17 protein-coding genes and 1 pseudogene are annotated in these 19,564 nt (G+C 36.5%); 11 read left to right on the forward strand and 7 right to left on the reverse strand.

What is annotated here, in order from left to right; genetic code table 11:
• Positions 1-25 precede the first annotated feature (25 nt).
• From ppk1 to P164_RS18710, 3 genes are all read left to right on the forward strand, one after another.
• Entirely contained in the window at positions 26-2,077 is a 2,052-nt protein-coding gene (gene ppk1, locus P164_RS09075) for a polyphosphate kinase 1 (RefSeq protein WP_028376085.1), read from the forward strand.
• Positions 2,078-2,081: 4 nt separating this feature from the next.
• Entirely contained in the window at positions 2,082-2,933 is an 852-nt protein-coding gene (locus P164_RS09080) for a substrate-binding domain-containing protein (protein ID WP_028376086.1), read from the forward strand.
• An 88-nt stretch (positions 2,934-3,021) separates the two neighbouring features.
• Positions 3,022-3,183 carry a hypothetical protein gene (locus P164_RS18710; RefSeq protein WP_159106025.1) on the forward strand — a complete coding sequence of 54 codons (162 nt, stop codon included), beginning with the start codon at positions 3,022-3,024 and terminating at the stop codon, positions 3,181-3,183.
• Positions 3,184-3,264: 81 nt separating this feature from the next.
• On the opposite strand, the gene ung is transcribed toward P164_RS18710, so the two are convergent.
• Positions 3,265-3,930, reverse strand: coding sequence for a uracil-DNA glycosylase (ung, locus tag P164_RS09085; RefSeq protein WP_028376087.1), 666 nt, complete (start codon positions 3,928-3,930; stop codon positions 3,265-3,267).
• Between the two features lie 137 nt (positions 3,931-4,067).
• Here ung and P164_RS09090 point away from each other — a divergent pair, with 137 nt between their 5' ends.
• The 5 genes and pseudogenes from P164_RS09090 to P164_RS09110 form a co-directional block, all read left to right on the forward strand.
• Complete coding sequence (locus P164_RS09090) at positions 4,068-6,242, forward strand: endonuclease MutS2 (RefSeq protein ID WP_028376088.1); 2,175 nt, start codon at positions 4,068-4,070, stop codon at positions 6,240-6,242.
• On the forward strand, positions 6,243-6,641 hold the full coding sequence (locus P164_RS09095; RefSeq protein WP_028376089.1) for a thiol-disulfide oxidoreductase DCC family protein: 399 nt from the start codon (positions 6,243-6,245) through the stop codon (positions 6,639-6,641).
• 74 nt (positions 6,642-6,715) lie between these two features.
• Positions 6,716-8,632 carry a mucoidy inhibitor MuiA family protein gene (locus P164_RS09100; protein WP_028376090.1) on the forward strand — a complete coding sequence of 639 codons (1,917 nt, stop codon included), beginning with the start codon at positions 6,716-6,718 and terminating at the stop codon, positions 8,630-8,632.
• Positions 8,633-8,641: 9 nt separating this feature from the next.
• Positions 8,642-8,935 (forward strand): hypothetical protein, encoded by a 294-nt coding sequence (locus P164_RS09105; RefSeq protein ID WP_051621312.1) that lies wholly within the window; start codon positions 8,642-8,644, stop codon positions 8,933-8,935.
• A gap of 31 nt (positions 8,936-8,966) precedes the next feature.
• Positions 8,967-9,302 (forward strand): annotated as a pseudogene (locus tag P164_RS09110) (HAD-IA family hydrolase); the annotation flags it as partial.
• Here the strand turns inward: P164_RS09110 and P164_RS09115 are convergent.
• The 5 genes from P164_RS09115 to aroC form a co-directional block, all read right to left on the reverse strand.
• Positions 9,282-10,406 (reverse strand): lamin tail domain-containing protein, encoded by a 1,125-nt coding sequence (locus P164_RS09115; protein WP_028376091.1) that lies wholly within the window; start codon positions 10,404-10,406, stop codon positions 9,282-9,284. The pseudogene P164_RS09110 and the gene P164_RS09115 overlap by 21 nt on opposite strands.
• A 135-nt stretch (positions 10,407-10,541) precedes the next feature.
• The gene (locus tag P164_RS09120) at positions 10,542-11,987 is read right to left on the reverse strand and encodes a dicarboxylate/amino acid:cation symporter (protein ID WP_028376092.1); all 1,446 of its coding nucleotides are present in this window, start codon (positions 11,985-11,987) and stop codon (positions 10,542-10,544) included.
• A 74-nt stretch (positions 11,988-12,061) separates the two neighbouring features.
• Positions 12,062-12,514, reverse strand: a complete 453-nt coding sequence (locus P164_RS09125) for an RES family NAD+ phosphorylase (RefSeq protein ID WP_028376093.1) — start codon at positions 12,512-12,514, stop codon at positions 12,062-12,064.
• Positions 12,515-12,522: 8 nt separating this feature from the next.
• Positions 12,523-12,936 (reverse strand): MbcA/ParS/Xre antitoxin family protein, encoded by a 414-nt coding sequence (locus tag P164_RS09130; protein ID WP_035899716.1) that lies wholly within the window; start codon positions 12,934-12,936, stop codon positions 12,523-12,525.
• A gap of 131 nt (positions 12,937-13,067) precedes the next feature.
• Complete coding sequence (aroC, locus tag P164_RS09135; protein WP_028376095.1) at positions 13,068-14,132, reverse strand: chorismate synthase; 1,065 nt, start codon at positions 14,130-14,132, stop codon at positions 13,068-13,070.
• Positions 14,133-14,290: 158 nt separating this feature from the next.
• On the opposite strand from aroC, the gene P164_RS09140 reads away from it, so the two are divergent.
• Complete coding sequence (locus tag P164_RS09140; RefSeq protein WP_028376096.1) at positions 14,291-15,115, forward strand: UDP-2,3-diacylglucosamine diphosphatase; 825 nt, start codon at positions 14,291-14,293, stop codon at positions 15,113-15,115.
• Positions 15,116-15,148: 33 nt separating this feature from the next.
• Here P164_RS09140 and P164_RS09145 read toward each other — a convergent pair whose 3' ends face one another.
• Positions 15,149-17,476, reverse strand: coding sequence for an ATP-dependent helicase (locus P164_RS09145; RefSeq protein ID WP_028376097.1), 2,328 nt, complete (start codon positions 17,474-17,476; stop codon positions 15,149-15,151).
• A gap of 198 nt (positions 17,477-17,674) precedes the next feature.
• Between P164_RS09145 and P164_RS09150 the strand changes: the two genes are divergently transcribed.
• A complete protein-coding gene (locus tag P164_RS09150) occupies positions 17,675-18,220 on the forward strand; it encodes a DsrE family protein (protein WP_035899717.1) in 546 nt (181 codons plus the stop codon).
• A 9-nt stretch (positions 18,221-18,229) separates the two neighbouring features.
• Positions 18,230-19,510 (forward strand): amidohydrolase, encoded by a 1,281-nt coding sequence (locus P164_RS09155; protein WP_028376099.1) that lies wholly within the window; start codon positions 18,230-18,232, stop codon positions 19,508-19,510.
• Positions 19,511-19,564 lie beyond the last annotated feature (54 nt).

The raw sequence follows: 19,564 nt of genomic DNA on the forward strand, positions 1-19,564 counted from the left end.
TTTTTGAAAAAAAATAAACGAATACATGGATTCAGAACTAGCTGACAACTTAAAACATAGAGATTTAAACTGGCTCAGCTTTAATGCTCGCGTATTACAGGAAGCACAGGATAAACGTTTTAATCCGCTGTTTGAACGTATGAAGTTTTTAGCTATTTATTCTTCAAATCTTGATGAATACTTTAGAGTACGCGTGAGTCAACTACGGCAAATTAAACGTGTTGAAAAAAGTATCAGAAAAAAATTAGCACTTAGACCTAACAAAACAGTTAAAGAGATAATTGCTAAGGTTAAAGAACAGCAAGAAGTTTTTGGATCTATTTTTAATGATGAGATTAAACCGGAGCTTGCTGCAAATAATATTGTTCTTATTGCTTCAGAAGACTACACTCCTATTCAGAAAAAGGTTGCAAATATCTGGTATGTATCCCATTTAAAGAATACGATTAAACCCATACTCTTTGATCCCGTTAAAGACAAAGAGATTTTTCTTGAAAATCAAAACCTCTATTTCTGTGTTACTTTTTCAGACTCTAAAAAAATAGGTTTTATAAAAATTCCTACAGACATTAACGATCGTTTTATTGAATTAGGCAAACATAAAGGTATCTACTACATTACCTTTCTAGATGATATTATAAGACATGAAATTACATCAATATTTAATTCAGAATCAATAGACGGTGTTTTTGAAATTAAGCTTTCACGAGATGCAGAGCTTTATATAGATGATGAATTAGAAGGGATACTGGCAGAACGCATTTATAAATCTCTAGAGCAGCGACAAGAAGGGCAACCTACACGCCTGCTTTACGACGCGAGTATGCCAAAACCAATTGCTAAAAAACTTCGGAAACTTTTGAAGCTGGGGAAAATAGATATGATGCCGGGAGGTCGTTATCATAATTTTAATGACTTCTTTAAATTTCCAGATCCAACTGAAAATGCTGATTTACATTATGATAAAAAGCCTGTAATTAAGCTAAAGGCTTTAGAAAAGGCTACAGATTATTTTGAAGCTATACGCGCTAAAGATCATTTGCTTCATTTCCCATTCATGAGCTTTGGCTACGTAGAACGCTTTGTAGAACAGGCTGCCTCAGACGACGCAGTTACGCATATCAAAATCTCTCTTTATAGGGTTGCAGATGAGTCTGTTCTTACCACATCTCTACTTAAAGCTATTGAAAACGGAAAACAGGTTACCATATTTATAGAGGCAAAAGCACGTTTTGACGAAGAAAACAACATTACCTGGGGTCGAAAATTTGAGGAAAAAGGAGCACGAGTAATTTATAGCTACCCACGAATAAAGGTGCATTCTAAAATTTTAATGGTAATTAGAACAGAAGATAATAAAGCTAAACGGTACGCCTATATAGGCACAGGAAACTTTAATGGTGAAACTTCTAAGATTTACTGCGATCACGGTTTATTTACCGCTAACAATAAAATCACTAAAGAGTTAAGTAGGGTTTTTGAAGTTCTTGAAGGAAAATTAATAATCCCAAGGAATAAGCATTTACTTATATCTCCATTTACCACAAGACGCACTTTTGAAAAATTAATTCATTCAGAAATTGAAGCAGCTCAAGCCGGAAAAACGGCAAAAATAACTGCTAAGATGAATAGTCTTGAGGATAAAGATATGATAGAGTTATTATACAAGGCCAGTCAGGCAGGTGTGCAGATACGACTTATCGTAAGAGGATTTACCAGTTTAATTCCCGGAGTAAAAGGTTTAAGTGAAAATATATTTATCACTTCCATTATAGACCGGTATCTCGAGCACGGTCGTATATATCTATTTCACAATAATGGTGATGAACAAATGTATATAGGCTCTGCAGACTGGATGACGCGTAACCTTGATCGAAGAATAGAAGTACTTACCCCTATCTACGATAAAGAACTATTTACTGAATTAAAAGATATTTTTACATTACAGTTAAATGATAATTGTAAAGCGAGAATACAGGACGTAAACGAGCAGAATCTATATGTAGAGCGCGTAGAAGGTGAGCCTCAAATACGTTCTCAATATGCAATTTATGATTACTTAAAAAATAAAAACTAAGCAGATGAATACCTTAAAAGTGGGTGGCGTTCCAGAACATTTTAATTTACCTATACATCTATGTATTGAAGAGGGTCTGTTTGCAGATGCCGGGATAGCTGTTGAGTGGGTTGAATATGCCGGTGGTACAGGCGCAATGAATGCTGCACTACGAGCAGGTGACATTGATGTTGCAATTATACTTACCGAAGGTGTCGTTAAAGATATCGCTGCAGGTAATCCTTCAAGAATTATTCAAAACTATGTTTCTAGTTCCTTAATTTGGGGAGTTCATGTTGCTGATGGAAGTAAATTTAAGACTATAGATGATTTAAAAGATACAAGACCTGCCATAAGTAGATTCGGTTCAGGTTCTCATGTTATGGCTTTTATACAAGCTAAACAATTAGGTTGGGAAAGTTCTGCTATTAATTGTGTAGTAGTTAATAATCTTGATACTGCTGCAGAATGTCTAACTAAGGGTGACGCAGATTATTTTATGTGGGAACATTTCACTACTAAACCTTTAGTAGATTCGGGTGTATTTAGAAGGGTAAGTGACTTTCCCACTCCCTGGTCTAGTTTTGTAATTGCGGCAACTACAGATGCTATTAAAACTAAAAAAAATACTCTTGAGGTATTTTTAGAAGTGCTAAATAACAAAACAGTATTATTTAAAGAAATACCAGAAATTGAAGAGCTTCTAGCCAAACGTTATAATCAAAAACTTGAAGATATAAAAGTCTGGATTTCAAAAACTAATTGGTCACAATCACAAATTGAAACCAATGAACTTGAAAATGTACAAGTACATCTTAAAGGTCTCAATATGATCGACAAAGAGCAGGACGTTAATTTTTATTTAACTATCAATTAATGAAAGTTTTACAGTGCAAAGATTTCGTAAGTTAAAAAAAAGGTCAATCTTTGCGGAATATTAATATATTACTTTAAACATTACAATTATGGTTACTTTTCTAATCGTTTTAGGATGTTTACTTGTCATTAATTTAATCCTTTTTAAATTTAGTGTAGCAGGTGGTCCTAAAGTAGAGAAATCGCAGAAGCGTGTAGCCCCTAAACAAACAACCTTGAATCAGCGGGTAGTTTTTGAACGAGCTTCATAAATTACTTCTGATGATATCTCAAATCAAACCCTTTCATAAAAGGCTCAATCTAACCAATTGAGCCTTTTTTATTTTAGTGCATTACCAGTTTATTTGAGACTTGTCATTTTCTTTCAAATAGTCATTTGTTTTACTAAAGTGACGATTGCCAAACCAAAACCCCCGGTTTGCACTCAAGGGAGAAGGATGCCCACTTTCTAAAACTAAATGTTTGCTCGTATCAATTTTTTTAGCCTTTTTTCTTGCATAACCACCCCAAAGTAGAAAAACAATTCCCTGCCGCTGCTGGGACAACACAGAGATTACGTGATCTGTAAATGTTTCCCATCCTTGCTTTTGATGTGAACCTGCCAAATGTGCTCTAACAGTCAATGTTGCATTTAAAAGTAAAACGCCTTGTTTTGCCCATCGTTCTAGATTTCCGCTTTGCGGAATGGGATTGTTGAGATCTGTAGCTATTTCTTTAAATATATTAATTAACGAAGGCGGTACGGCAATCCCTTCCGGTACCGAAAAACACAAACCGTGTGCCTGGCCCACACCGTGATAGGGATCCTGGCCCAGTATGACTACCTTTACTTCTTCAAAAGGACAAAGATCAAAAGCTTTAAAAATGGCTGCTCCGGGAGGATAACATTTGTGCTGGCCGTATTCCTGCTTCACAAAATCTATTAACGATTTGAAATACGTTTTTTCAAATTCTGGGTTGAGTACAGCTTTCCAGCTGGGGTGTATGTCAACGTTCATGAATATCTTAAATTTGTAAGTCTAGTGTAATTTTAGTGAATAATTATAGACTGATTCCCTATAAAATTCAGTGTTGTTCATTTAAATTAAATTTCAAAAAAAACTAAGTTATTTTCGGCCTTAAAATAGGCATTGCTATGATAAAAATCCACCCTAAAACACTTGCTGATTTAGAATTTCATACCGTTTGTGCTCAGGTAAGTGAGTTGTGCGTTACAGATAAAGGTAAACTTAAGGCACTTAAGTTAATACCACAAAGAAGCTTTAAGAAGACAATTTTTGCACTTAATCAAACACAGGAGTATATAAGTTCTGATACTCACGAGACGCCTATACCTAATCACGGTTTTGATGCACTTGACCACGAACTCAAAATGCTGGGTATTGAAGATACCACACTTGAAGTGGGTAGTTTTAGAAAAATAGGAAGTTTATCTGAGACGGCTAATACCCATTTAAGATACTTTAGAAAATTTCAGTCCTACTACCCTACACTTTTTAAAACCGTTGAGGATACCGAGTACACTACAGCTTTAACCGATGAGATTAATACAATTGTAGATCGCTTTGGTGAGATTAAAGATGATGCATCACCGTTACTTTTAAATACCAGAAGATCTATTAATATAGTTAAAGGAAAAATCAATAGTAGTTTTGCTTCGGCATTATCACAATATGCATCATACGGATATCTTGATGAGATCCGTGAATCTATTGTCGATAACGTACGTGTACTTGCGGTAACAGCTATGCACAGACGTAAAGTTAAAGGTTCTATTCTGGGAAATTCAAAAACCGGAAGCATTGTTTACATTCAGCCTGAAGCGACTCAAAATCACCAGCGCGAACTTAACAACCTGCAGTACGATGAGCAGGAAGAGGTAAAGCGCATTTTGAAAGGATTAACAGATTATGTAAGGCCATTTAGTCCGCTACTAGATGATTATCAAAAACTGTTAAGCACAATAGATGTGATTTCGGCGAAAGCTAAATACGCAAAAAAACTTGATGGAGTCTTACCAAAAATCACACAAGACCGTGAGCTGCAAATTAAAGATGCTTATCACCCATTACTTCTAATAAATAATAAGAAACGAGGTCAAAAAACCTTTCCGCAGGATATAACATTAGATCAGGCAAACCGCATAATTGTTATAAGTGGTCCTAACGCAGGTGGTAAAAGTATCACACTTAAAACGGTTGGACTGTTACAAATTATGCTGCAAAGCGGGTTGTTAATTCCAGTTCATGAATATTCAAGATTCTGCCTTTTTGAAAAGATTCTTACAGATATAGGTGACAATCAAAGCATAGAAAACCATTTAAGTACCTATAGCTACAGATTAAAAAATATGAACTATTTTCTGAAAAAGTGTGACGAGAATACACTTTTTCTTATTGATGAATTTGGTACCGGTAGTGATCCTGAATTAGGTGGTGCTTTAGCCGAAACCTTCTTAGAAGTATTTTATGAGCGCGGTAGTTATGGTATTATTACAACGCATTATGCAAATTTAAAAATGATGGCTAATGAGACTGAAGCAATCACAAATGCAAATATGCTTTTTGACTCGAGATCTTTAGAGCCACTATATAAATTGCACGTTGGTGAAGCCGGCAGTTCATTTACATTTGAGGTTGCACAAAAAAATGGCATCCCCTATTCCCTTATTAACAGGTCAAAAAAGAAAGTTGAGCGCGGCAAAATACGTTTTGACAAGAGTATTGCAGATTTACAGAAAGAGCGCAGCAAACTTGCTAAAACCACAACATCTTTAAAAACTAAAGAGCAGGAAGCGGCAAAAGAAAAGCAAGAACTTTCTAAAATAAATACAAAAATTCAGGAAAAATTAGAAAGCTATCAGGAGCTTTACGACAGTAATCAGCGTTTAATATACCTTGGCCAAAAATTAAACGACCTCAGCGATAAGTTTTATACAAACAAGAATAAAAAAGCGCTTATTGATGAGTTGTTTAAGGTTGTACAGATCGAAAACTCAAAACGAGCCAAGCAATCTGCAAAAGAAAAACGCGCACAGAAGGCTCGTGAAGATCTCATAAAACAAGAAGCTGAGAAAAAAGTCGAAGTTATACGCGAAAAGAAAAAAGAACAAAAGCAGAAAGAAATTCAAATAGAAAAAGAGCAACCCAAGGTTACTTTAAAAGTAGGCGACCGCGTGCGATTACCAGATGGCAGAGCGGTAGGCACAATTCATAACATAGAAAAAGGCAAAGCAATAGTAGATTATGGGATGTTTACTACAAATGTAGATGTAGAAACACTTGAACTTGTACAACGCGCAAAACAGTAGATGGACTCTAAAATAATTCTTTTTGACGGGGTTTGTAACTTATGTAATGGGGCGATCAATTTTATTATAAAGCAAGATTCAAAAGCTGTTTTTAAATTTGCTTCACTACAGAGTGAAACAGGTATGCGGCTTTTAAAAAAGCACAAAATTGATCCTCAAAAAACAGATTCTATAATTCTCGTAGAAGAAGATAAAGTTTCTGTAAAATCAACTGCGGCACTGCGTATATCTCGATTTTTAGATAAAGGATACCCATTGCTGTATGGCTTTATGATTATTCCCGGCTTTATTAGAAATTACGTTTATGATTTTATTGCCCGCAACAGATATAAGTGGTTTGGCAAAAAAGAAAGCTGTATGATTCCTACACCAGAACTTAAATCGCGTTTCTTAGAATAATAATTTGTTATCTGTTTAAAAACGTGCTTTTTAATCTAAACTTTTCCTTTATTTTTAAGGAAAATATATTCTATATGAAAGTTATAATTACAATTTTTTTCTGCCTCTTTTTTTGTAATTGGAGTTCTTTTGCTACAGATAAGCCTATCTTAAAGCAAACTTCTAAGATTGAAAAGGTAACGGTTTTTTTACAGGGAGCTACTATAGAACGGTCTGCTTCGGTGGTTATTAAACCCGGAGTAAATGAGTTGGTTTTCAATAATCTTTCTCCAGACATTTTGGAAAACAGTATTCAGTTAAGAGGTCTTGAGGATGCCAGTATTCTTTCAATCGCCTTTGATCTTGATTACCTGGAGAAGAAGGCTGCTTCGGCAGAATATGAAGGTTTAAAATCTGAATTAGACAAATTGCTTTTCAGTAAAAGCTCCATTCAAAATAAAATTGAAGGCTTTAACAGAGAGCTAAACTTGCTATCTCAAAATCAGCGAATCAACAGTGACAATACAGATCTTTCTATAGAAAAAGTAAAGCAAATAAGCACATATTATCGGGAACGCAGCACCGAAATTCAAAATACCATCTACACGCTAACCCGGGAGCTTCAGGATTTAACTCAAAGAATAGATGACTACCGTCAGCAAATGTCAAAACTTGATGATTCTCGTAAAGAAACACGTGGAGAGATTACCATCAAGCTTCAAAGTGAAACCTCTAAAACTTTAAACTTAGCGTTATCCTATATCATTCAAAATGCAGGATGGTTTCCTCTTTACGATATACGTGCTGCAAATACTTCAAGCCCCATACAGCTAAATTACAAGGCCAGTATTTATCAACAAAGTGGTATCGACTGGGAAGATGTTAAACTTGTGCTGTCTACAGGTGATCCCAATACCAATAATTTTAAACCCAATCTGGAAACCAAATACCTCAACTTTGTAAGCGCTAATTACCGTAGCACAGGTGCTATAAATCGAAGCAACCTTAAATATAACCCTACCATTCGCAGTGTTTCTGGTATATTAAGTGATAATTCGGGCGCACCACTACCCGGCGTTAATGTTATTCAAACAGGCACATCAAATGGCACAACTACAGACTTTGACGGCAAATACAGATTAACGATACAACCTAATGGCGGCCAGCAACTAAGCTTCTCCTCTCTAGGTTTTAGAGATGAATCTTTACCGGTTTATGCCTCAATGATGAATGTGCAGCTTGAAGAAGACAGTCAATCACTTGATGAAGTTGTAGTGGTAGGTTATGGAGGTGATGATGTTTCTCGTGCATTAAGCGGAAAGGCAACCGGAATTACTATTAGAGGAAACAGCTCACTTGCTCCAGAAAAATCATACAGTGAAAATGTTGAAACTAAACAAGAGAGCTTAACAAATACGCGTTTTGAAATCAAAAAGCGTTATACAATAGTTTCTAATACAGATATAACCACCATTGAAATTGATACGTTTGAGTTACCCGCAAACTACCAACACTATGCAGCTCCAGAACTTAACGAAAATGTTTTTTTAACGGCTACGGTAACAAATTGGGAAGGTTTTGACTTACTACAAGGTGAGGCCAATATTTATTTTGAAGGAAGTTATGCGGGAAAGACAGCTATAAATCCGCTGGCAACTACAGACAGTTTGGAAATCTCACTAGGAATAGACCCTAATATTATCGTGAAGCGTGAGAAAAAGGACAATTTTAAAAGTAAGTCACTTTTAGGAGGTAATCGCGTTATAGCTAAGGCGTTTGAAATTTCGGTACGTAATACTAAAAGCTCTCAAATTAATTTACTGCTAGAAGACCGTATTCCTGTTTCTCAAAATAAAGATATAAAAATATCAGATCAATCCTTTGGTGACGCAAAATATGATGAGAAAACCGGTATTCTCAAATGGAATCTAGAACTTGCTTCTAAAGCTTCTTCTACTAAAAACTTTAGTTATGAAGTGCGTTATCCTAAAGGATATACTATAAACCTATAACTATTAAATTTGAGACCAAAACATATAATATTTGATGTTAATGAGACCTTATTAGATCTTAAACCCCTGGCAAGACGTATTAACGCCTCTCTAAGTAGTGATCTTGCTTTTGACATTTGGTTTAGTGCTCTTTTGCATTATTCATTAGTAGAAGCTGTAACCGGTCATCATGAGGACTTCAGCAAAATAGTTAAGGCAACATTTGAAATGACTGCCGCTAAATTCAGAAAAGTAATTCCTGAAGAAGAAATTAAAAGTATTTTGGGAATGATAAAAACTACAGCCACACGCAGATGTCCTTGAAGCGCTTACAAAGCTAAAAGAAGAAGGTTTTACGCTTGTGGCTCTCACCAATGGCAATTCTACTGTTGCTAAAGAACAAATGGCAACTGCAGAACTCGAGCATCTTTTTAATAATATATATAGTGTAGACGAAGCGCAGGCTTTTAAACCGCATCCTAAGCCCTATCAATATGTACTTAATAAAATGAAAGCAAAACCTGAGGAGACACTTTTAGTTGCTGCCCACGGCTGGGACATTATAGGTGCACAGCGTACCGGTATGCAAACAGCATTTATAGCTCGCGATGGTAAGTTCAAATATCCGCTAGCTGAGAATCCTAATTATGATTGTAAAAATTTATTAGCTTTAGTTGAATATTTGACCTAAATTAATTTGACCAATGGAATTAGCGATTCCTGCTGCCCAAATAAAATCTGAGTATTGATTACCAGCACCTACTAACTGTAGTGAAAAACCTATTTCTGGAGCAATGGTTTCATCTAAAGGTAACTGAATAGATGTCATACCATTTGCCGGTCCTGCCGTCGCAGTTATGACACCTTCATAACTTAAAAATTGAATAACACCTCCTAAAGGGTCTACCAGAGCTATTCCTTCAATATCATTTTGTAACGGTATATTAATATTTAAAGTACCCAAACCTGCTTGCTGGTCTGGAATACTACCGGTAATGTTAGAAGTGCTAATTACGGCTCCATTTGCGCCATTGTAGTGCACAATAGAATAACCCGTGAGATCTACTCCTGCAGAACCTGCAATTTCAACACGCTCATCAATATCTCCCCCTATGTTATCATAGTGTATCTCATTAATCCACACTTTAATATCATCATCTATTACCATTAGTAAAAAGCTAGAATTTATACCTATGGTAGGCGCTCCAGAACCTCCACTTACGTTAGTTATGCTAAAGTTTATAACCTCATTACCTTCTACAAGATCATCATTAGTAATTCTAAAAATCGAAGATGCATTAAAAACTGAAGTCGCTGCAGGAATTGTTACTACTTGTGCTAAAGATTCATCTAAATCATTATAGGCAGAGGCCGAAATGGTAATATTTATAGGCGCGGTAAGTGATGGGTTAGTAATATTAAATTCTAAATCAATAGCACCCGAATTTTCAATTTGATCTCTACTCGTAGAAGTAAATGCTACTTCTGTAGGTTGAATCGAATTTTGTAAAAGATGCACATTTTCCCAGAAAACACCATTCCACACCTGCAAACCATAGATAGAAGCCACAGGATCACTTACGAAAATAAGCAAACCAAGGTCACTTTCATCAGCTCGTATTAAATCGCGTTGAACGACTGTAACTCGGGGTGGCATAAAACCTTTATAGCTTCCATCTGAAGACAAACTACTTACTTCAAGCATTGCTGATGCACTAGGATTTGTGGTACCAATCCCCACTTGTGCATTTACAACATACGTTCCGATAAAAAATAAAAATAAAATTCTTCTCATACTTACTCATTTAGATCGGCAAATGGTAAGTTAAGTGGTTGTATAGGGAAACCGTTTAATAGATTGGGATTCCTAAAATAAACTTATTTATTTAATAAACAAAACGTAAGTGTCTTATTTTTAGTCTTTTAATGATTATTCTTCAATATCAAAAGCTTCATCAGGCTTTTTATGAGGATTGTAGTTAAACAGACCTTCCCCTTTTGCGATCACTGAAGAGACCGTTGCATCACCCGTAACGTTAACTACAGTTCTACACATATCTAGTATACGATCTACAGGAAAAATAATACCTATCCACGCTGGGTTTAAACCTACAGATTCTAAAACTATAATTAGCATTACCAGACCTGCGCTGGGTACCGCCGCAGAACCTATTGATGCAAGTGTAGCGGTCAACACTATAGTAAGCTGCTGCCCTAAAGTTAAATCTATCATATGAAGTTGAGCTAGAAACACTACTGCCACAGCCTGATAAAGACAGGTACCATCCATATTAACGGTCGCACCTATAGGCAGTACAAAACTGGTTACTTTTTTATCAACTCCCAGATTATCCTCTACACACTCCATAGTTACGGGAAGCGTTGCTGCACTACTCGATGTAGAGAATGCCAGTGTTTGTGCAGGTCCCATAGCTTTAAAAAATCCGAAATAAGAAACCTTTCTAACAAATATTTTAAATATAAGTGGGTAGATCACAAAGATCATAAGTGCTAAACCAAGTACTACGGTTAATGAATACCAGCTCAATCCTTTAAAAATCTCAACAACTTTACCTATATCATTACCCGCCATCTGACTCACAACACCTGCCAGTAAAGCGAAAACAAAAAATGGCGCTGCCTGCATAGTCAAGTCTACCATTTTTAAAAATATTTCCATAATCCCATCTACAGCACGCGTAACCGGAGCTGACTTTTTAGGATCTATAAATAACATACTTACTCCAAAAAATAAACCGAAGAAAATAACCTGTAACATTAATCCATTATCCGCAAGAGAATTAAAAAAGTTATCGGGTACAATATCTACAAGGGGTTGAAGCGGACCTGCATTTTTAGTAGCATCTGCAGTTTTCATTTTATCATCTACTGCAGCATCTTTAAGTTGGCTATGTGATAAATTTGAAATCTCTCTAGCACGTTCCATAAACTCAGGATCCTGCAAGTAATTAACTCCGTCTTTAATGACGTAACCTTCATCTGCAGCCCAAATCTCATAACTAATACGGTTATCGATACGGCTCTGCTCATCAACAAGCTTACCGGGTTCTATTACATTAACAAGAAGCAGACCTAAACTTACGGCTAACACGGTAGTAATTAAGTAAGCGAGAAGGGTCTTCCCACCCATTCTTCCTAGACTAGCAGGATCTCCTAAATTTGCTACACCGCTTATTATTGAAAAAAGCACAAGAGGAACAGCAATTAACTTTAAAAGGTTAATGAAGATTTTTCCAAAGGGAGCGATCCAGTCTATGGTAAACTGGCTCCATCCCATTTGACTCGAGATTAAAGCCCAGATAATACCCAGGACAAGACCAATAATAATCTTCCAATGCAATGCTAAGTTTTTCATATAAAAATAGAGGTGTTTTTTCCTTGTTGGGAAAGATAAACAAATTCAACAGAATTTAAATCTGAAGTAAGCGCTTATGCCAGCCTATCATCCCAAAAATAATCTTCAATATGAGCTAATTTGACTTTTGAGGCAAAAGCAGGATGTGAGGTGTTTAAAAGATAGTTGTATTCTTGAGGAATAACAGCTGAAGGAACACGTAAAGCCAGACTATTTTGTGCGCGATACCAGGATGAACCTAGATTTTGTAAAACTGGATAAGCGAAAATTCCGTGCCAATTTAAAGGAAGTCGTTCTTTATCTAAAAAATCTATAAGTGAACTGTCATCTGATAGAGAAAGTATCATAACCTTAAACTTTACATCAGGCTCAATAGAACGATAATTTACAATAAGCTCTAGGGTCGCCAGAGCTCGGCTAGATGAAGAATACAGAATTTGCTCACCGGCTTTATTCCACCTTGCGGCAGCACCAGAAGCAGTAAGTATATTGGCGTATTTTTCTGTTGCAATACGGTAAAGCTCCATATTAATAATTAAGCATTATCTCCATATTGCATCCCGGTGAGGCGATTGTCTATAAACTTTGTGCCACTATAAGTATTCAAAAATACCGCAGGAGCCTTTTTATCAAAGAAAAAATTAGGACTTTTTAACCACTCTGAAAATTTTTCAAATGAGCCAAAAACCATTTTACCGTGATTGAATAGCGCCATTAAGAGGACGATTTTTTCTTGCACATGTTCCTTAATAACACTGTTGTTATTTTTATAATTGCGAAGAGTTTTTACATTAATATTTAACCAATCAGCAAGTGTAGCTTCATTAAAAAAAGAACGCTCCCGCAAGGCATCTAAAGTTGCTAAATTAACCTCTGTATTGTCTAAGTAATACATAACCGCAGCTTCATTGACCTCATTAATATCCTGATCTATTTTTGAATAACTCATAATTATGACCTTTAACTATTATTATTCAAATTTAGGTAAAATTACCTAAGCAAAAAAGTATTTTTTCCTTATTCTGCACATAAAAAAACCTGAACATATATTCAGGTTTTTTATGCTTTATCAAGTTATTCTTAAATTTTAGAAGCTTTATTAATTAAAAAGAAATCGGCTAATACCAGAGCCGCCATTGCTTCAACTATAGGTACTGCCCTGGGCACTACACAAGGATCGTGGCGTCCCTTACCTTGCATTTCTGCGTCATTACCATCTTTGTCAATTGTAGGTTGTGTTTGCATTATGGTTGCTACAGGTTTAAACGCTACTCTGAAATAGATATCCATACCGTTGCTTATACCCCCTTGTATACCTCCACTCAGGTTTGTTTTGGTGCTTCCGTCTGCGTTAAATAAATCATTATGTTCACTTCCTTTCATAGAAGCTCCGTGAAAACCGCTACCATACTCAAAACCTTTAACTGCATTTATAGAAAGCATTGCTTTACCTAGCTCAGCATGTAACTTATCAAATACAGGTTCGCCCAGTCCTACCGGTACATTTTGTATAACACACATTACGGTACCACCTATAGTGTTTCCTTCTTTGCGTATTTCTTTTATTCTATCAATCATTTTTTCGGCGAATGCCTGATCTGGGCAACGTACATCGTTAGATTCTATTAAAGAAAAATCAAGCTCCTGATACGGGGTTGTCATATGTATCTCGCCTACCGAGTCTACAAATGCATTTATTTTCACATCTTTTAAAACTTGCTTGGCTATGGCCCCTGCCGCAACACGACTTGCTGTTTCCCGTGCAGAAGAACGGCCACCACCTCTGTAATCACGTACCCCATATTTTTGATCATAAGTATAATCTGCATGAGAAGGGCGGTAGGTGTCTTTTATATGGCTGTAGTCGTGAGACTTTTGATTGGTATTTACAATATTGAAGCCTATAGGCGTGCCGGTAGTCTTACCTTCAAAAATACCAGAGAAAAACTGAACGGTATCAGGCTCTTTACGTTGGGTTACAATTTTAGATTGACCAGGCTTGCGACGCTCCATATCGCGGTAAACAGCATCTAAGTCTAATTCTATTCCTGCGGGACAACCGTCTATAATTCCACCTATAGCTTCACCATGTGATTCTCCAAAAGTTGTTAGCGTAAATAGTTTACCAAATGTATTACCTGCCATATCATAAATTTAAATGGCGAAATTAAAATGTTTTAGCCAAAAACTAGCGGGATAAGGCATCTAATTAAGCACTTAAATACTAATTCTAAAAAATAATTTAATATTCACGTAAAACTGTAGTAACACCCGTGGCTTTTATTTGTTTAAAATAACAGTTTTTGAAACGTAACGTTGAACTTGTAGTACTTTCTGATGTACATCTAGGCACCTATGGATCTCACGCTAAAGAACTCGTGAATTACCTGCAAAGTGTTAAACCACAAACGCTGGTTCTTAACGGGGATATTATAGATATCTGGCAATTTAGAAAACGCTACTTCCCAAAATCGCATTTACAGGTGATTAAAAAAATAATTTCACTTGCTGCTAAGGGAACAGAAGTATTTTACATCACCGGGAATCACGATGAAAAATTACGCAAGTTTAGCCCTGTGAATCTGGGGAATATTTCAATAGTAGATAAACTAGTTTTAGATCTTGACGGTCGCAAAGCCTGGATTTTTCACGGGGATGTTTTTGATGCCTCTATACAACATACAAAATGGATTGCGAAGTTAGGTGGCTGGGGCTATGACTTTCTCATAGTTTTTAACCGCTTCATAAACTGGTGGCTTACAAAACTTGGTAAACCAAAATATTCTCTTTCTAAAAAAATTAAAAACAGTGTTAAGAAAGCGGTAAGCTTTGTATCAAATTTTGAAGAAACCGCTGCACAACTCGCTATTGAAAATGACTTCGATTACGTGATTTGCGGTCATATACATCAACCACAAATACGCAAAGTTTTCTATAAAGAAAAAAACTGTATTTATCTAAACAGTGGAGACTGGATTGAGCATCTTACCGCGTTAGAATATGACAATGGTGTATGGTCTTTAATGGAATACGAAAAGCAAAATGTACCAGTAACCGCAGACGATGATTCGGTGAATACAGAAATTGATCCCGTTGCTCTTTTGGCTTCGATAAAGATGTTCAGTTAATAAACTATTAGATTTTTTAAAACTACCTCTAGTCTATTCTAAAATCTTCAATTTTGCAAAACGCAACAACAACTTCTTGATACCACCAGTTTGAAAACGTATTTCTGCTTTTTGATCCTGTCCTATTCCTTCAATTCCTAATACTTCTCCGTGACCAAAACGGTTGTGTTCTACTCTACTTCCTGCTTTTAAATTTCCATTTAAATCATCTGTTTTAAAAGATGGTGTACTCGTACTTTCAGGTCTTAATTTTCTTAATTTCTGTAATTGTCCCGGTGTAGGTTTTCCTACGGTGGGTGCGCTTCCGGCAACCGGTTTTTTAAGTCGTAACTTAGTTTTATCTGGTTCCCCAAAAATATCTATATCTACAAGGGGCTTATACCTGTAAGATTCCATAGGCGTTTGTATATCAAGAAATGAGTCATCAATCTCTTCAATAAAACGACTGGGTTCTGCGTCTATCAATTTTCCCCAGCGATAACGCGATTCGGTATATGTTAAATAAGCTTGATGCTCTGCACGCGTTAAGGCAACATAAAATAATCTACGCTCCTCTTCAAGCTCGCTACGGGTATTCATACTCATTCCGCTAGGGAATAAATCTTCTTCCATACCTACCACAAAAACATACGGGAATTCTAGTCCTTTTGCCAAGTGAATCGTCATTAAAGACACCCGATCTACATCATCTACCTCCTTATCAAGATCTGTGGCAAGGGCTACATCTTCTAAAAATTCGGCGAGTGAACCGGTCGCATCTACGATTTCTTTCTGGCCTTCAACAAAATCACGAATACCGTTTAACAGCTCTTCAATATTTTCGATACGTGCAATACCTTCAGGCGTGCCATCTTTCTTTAGTTCCTGAAGCAATCCTGTTTTACGGGCTACTTCTTCAGCAGTAACAAAAGCATCGGCGTTTTCAGCAGTAATCTGAAAACTCTTAATCATATTGACGAAGTTGTAGAGCTTATTTTTTGTACTATTATTAATTTGTATTTCAAGGTGCTGAATATTCTCCATCACCTCAAAAATTGATTTATTATACGTCTTTGCAGCGATTACCAGACGGTCTATGGTGGTTGCGCCTATACCTCGTGCAGGGAAGTTAATTATACGCTTTAAACCTTCTTCATCATTGGGGTTTGTTAATACTCGTAAATACGCTAAAACATCTTTAATCTCTTTACGCTGGTAGAACGATAATCCCCCGAAAATACGATACGGTATTTCCCGTTTACGCAAAGCGTCTTCCATCGCACGAGATTGCGCATTAGTTCTATATAAAATAGCAAAATCACTGTGCTTGAGCTGCTTGTTCATCTTTTGCTCAAATATGGTACTTGCTACATAACGCCCTTCTTCACCATCTGTTAATGAGCGGTGCACAATTATTTTGGGTCCGTCGTCATTTGCCGTCCAGACAATTTTATCAAGCTTGGTTTTGTTATGTTCAATAACAGAGTTTGCTGCTTCTACAATATTCTTTGTAGAACGGTAATTTTGCTCCAGACGATAGACTTTTACATCATCATAATCTTTCTGGTAGTTTAATATGTTATTAATATTTGCACCCCGGAAGGCGTAAATACTTTGTGAATCATCTCCCACCACACAAATGTTCTGATAGCGGTCTGCCAGGGCTTTTACAATTAAATATTGTGAGTGGTTTGTATCCTGGTACTCATCTACAAGAATGTATTGAAAACGTTTCTGATACTTGGCTAGTACTTCTGGAAAACGTGCGAGCAATTCATTTGTGCGCAGCAGTAAATCATCAAAATCCATTGCGCCTGCTTTAAAACAACGATCTACGTACTCTTTGTAAATCTCACCTATACGTGGCTTTTTTGCCATCGCATCAGCTTCCATCAATTCTGGATTTTGAAAGTAGGCCTTTACGGTTATCAAACTGTTTTTAAAGGAAGAGATACGACTGTGTACCTGCTTGTATTTATAAATATCTTTATCAAGTCCCATTTCTTTAATAATAGCAGAAATAAGACGTTGAGAATCCTGACTATCATAAATCGTGAAATTGGGAGGAAACCCCAGGTGATGCCCTTCAATACGTAGGATTTTAGCAAATACAGAGTGAAAGGTACCCATCCATAGATTTTTTGCTTCACTATTGCCCACAATCGTACCTATACGCGTTTTCATCTCGCGAGCGGCCTTATTAGTAAACGTTAGAGATAATATATTAAATGCGTCTACCCCTTGTTGCATCAGGTATGCGATACGCATTGTAAGTACACGCGTTTTACCAGAGCCTGCACCGGCAATCACCATCATCGCCCCGTCTTTTTGTAATACCGGTGCACGTTGTGCGTCATTTAATCCTTCTAAAAGTGCCTCCAAAACAATTGATTTTTTAAGAAGTGAAAATTAAGGAATCTTAGCTTTTTACCCGAGCCATAATGCATATAGTTATTAAAAAAAGTGTCTGATTAAAAACAGAAGATTTCTATACCGGGTTATTGTATGGCAAAACGAAATCGATACGTGGGATGCAATCGTTAATGAATTTTAAATATCTTTAAGCTATAATTATCTGCTATGCATTTTAAATTTGCTTTTGCTCTTTTTATTTTTATAAGTGCTTTTTCTCAAAATTTAAGAGCGCAAGAAAAAATCACCGGTCCATTAATCAATGACTTTGGAGCAACTTACACCGTTTCTAAACTTGATATTCCGATAGATGTTTCTCAAACCTATAAAGTTGTGTTTGATATCTCGAAGTCTCCAGAAAACCCTTCAGAACTTAACCCTTATTTTAATACTGTAGCCCGTTTTTTAAATATGAACCACGCTGCAGGTGTACCACAAAATCAGTTAAAACCTGTACTTGTGATTCATGGTAGTGCTGCTTTTAGCCTACTCAATAACGAATTTCACAAAGAAAAATATGGTGTTGATAATCCCAATATCGAACTCTTAGAACAATTATATAAGTTAAATATTCCTGTGGTGCTATGTGGACAAACTGCTGGGGCTCGTGATATAACTTCAGAAAAAAGGTGGCAACATACGCAACTCGCATTATCTGCAATGAATGCACTTATCTATTATCAAAATCTCGATTACGCTTTAATTTCATTTTAAAAAATCTATATGAAAAAACTAAACATTCTTTTCCTCAGCATTGGTTTAACCGCATTTGCGCAATCTCCAGATGCTTCGATAATGAAGGCTGCAGAATCTATTGAAGATAAAGTAATTAACTGGCGCCACGATATTCACGAGCATCCAGAATTGAGCAATCAAGAGTTTGAGACAGCTGCAAAAATTGCAGAACATTTAAAATCGCTGGGTATTGAGGTTCAAACAGAAATCGCAAAAACAGGCGTCGTAGGTATTTTAAAAGGAAAAAAACCGGGTAAGGTAGTTGCCTTACGTGCAGATATAGACGCCTTGCCTGTAACAGAACGTAATGATTTACCCTTTAAAAGTAATGTTACTGCAAATTTTCTAGGCACAGAAACCGGGGTAATGCACGCCTGTGGTCACGATACACATGTTGCTATTTTAATGGGTGTTGCAGAAATATTATCTCAACATAAAGATAAGATTAACGGTACCGTAAAATTTATTTTTCAACCTGCTGAAGAAGGACCACCACCGGGAGAAGAAGGTGGTGCTTCTTTAATGATAAAGGAAGGGGTTCTCAAAAATCCTGATGTAGATGCGATTTTTGGCCTACACATAAATAGTGCAACACCTGTGGGTCAAATTAATTACAAACCGGGAGGTATTATGGCCGCTGTAGAACGCTTTGTCGTAAAAGTAAATGGTAAACAAACTCATGGCTCACAGCCCTGGGGAGGTGTAGATCCTATTTATATTTCATCACAAATTATAGACGGTTTTCAATCTATAATAAGTAGAGAGTCAAATTTATTAGTAGAGCCTGCAGTAATAACGGTTGGTAAAATAACCTCAGGAGTACGATTTAATATTATTCCGGAAAGTGCAGAGCTTATAGGTACGGTACGCACGCTTGATCCTAATATGCGTGAACTTATAATTCGTAGAATGACAGAAATGACTGAAGGTCTTGCAAAAGCCTACGGCGGAAGTGCGACCATAGAATTTCAATCAAATACTGCAATCACCTATAATGATGAGGCACTTACAGAACAAATGCTCCCTACGCTCCAAAAAGTTGCAGGAGCAGATAAGGTAAATCTTGTAAAAGCTACCACAGGCGGCGAAGATTTTAGTTATTTTCAGGAAGAAGTGCCGGGCTTATACTTTTTTCTGGGTGGGATGACACCGGGTAATAAAGAAGCATACCCGCATCATACACCAGATTTTCAAATTGACGACGCAGGTATGCTACTTGGAGTTAAAGTTATGAGCCAGTTGACGCTAGATTATCTCAATAAAAAATAGCTTCTACCTCTTAAACTAATTGTAAAAACTAACCCGCAGGTACAGCTACCTGTG

It is taken from the genome of Leeuwenhoekiella sp. MAR_2009_132, assembly GCF_000687915.1.
GTDB lineage: Bacteria > Bacteroidota > Bacteroidia > Flavobacteriales > Flavobacteriaceae > Leeuwenhoekiella.

Coding starts and splice junctions, on each gene's coding strand:
- ppk1 (WP_028376085.1), top strand. CDS start 26: ATGGATTCAGAACTAGCTGACAACTTAAAACATAGAGATTTAAACTGG.
- P164_RS09080 (WP_028376086.1), top strand. CDS start 2,082: ATGAATACCTTAAAAGTGGGTGGCGTTCCAGAACATTTTAATTTACCT.
- P164_RS18710 (WP_159106025.1), top strand. CDS start 3,022: ATGGTTACTTTTCTAATCGTTTTAGGATGTTTACTTGTCATTAATTTA.
- ung (WP_028376087.1), bottom strand. CDS start 3,930: ATGAACGTTGACATACACCCCAGCTGGAAAGCTGTACTCAACCCAGAA.
- P164_RS09090 (WP_028376088.1), top strand. CDS start 4,068: ATGATAAAAATCCACCCTAAAACACTTGCTGATTTAGAATTTCATACC.
- P164_RS09095 (WP_028376089.1), top strand. CDS start 6,243: ATGGACTCTAAAATAATTCTTTTTGACGGGGTTTGTAACTTATGTAAT.
- P164_RS09100 (WP_028376090.1), top strand. CDS start 6,716: ATGAAAGTTATAATTACAATTTTTTTCTGCCTCTTTTTTTGTAATTGG.
- P164_RS09115 (WP_028376091.1), bottom strand. CDS start 10,406: ATGAGAAGAATTTTATTTTTATTTTTTATCGGAACGTATGTTGTAAAT.
- P164_RS09120 (WP_028376092.1), bottom strand. CDS start 11,987: ATGAAAAACTTAGCATTGCATTGGAAGATTATTATTGGTCTTGTCCTG.
- P164_RS09125 (WP_028376093.1), bottom strand. CDS start 12,514: ATGGAGCTTTACCGTATTGCAACAGAAAAATACGCCAATATACTTACT.
- P164_RS09130 (WP_035899716.1), bottom strand. CDS start 12,936: ATGAGTTATTCAAAAATAGATCAGGATATTAATGAGGTCAATGAAGCT.
- aroC (WP_028376095.1), bottom strand. CDS start 14,132: ATGGCAGGTAATACATTTGGTAAACTATTTACGCTAACAACTTTTGGA.
- P164_RS09150 (WP_035899717.1), top strand. CDS start 17,675: ATGCATTTTAAATTTGCTTTTGCTCTTTTTATTTTTATAAGTGCTTTT.
- P164_RS09155 (WP_028376099.1), top strand. CDS start 18,230: ATGAAAAAACTAAACATTCTTTTCCTCAGCATTGGTTTAACCGCATTT.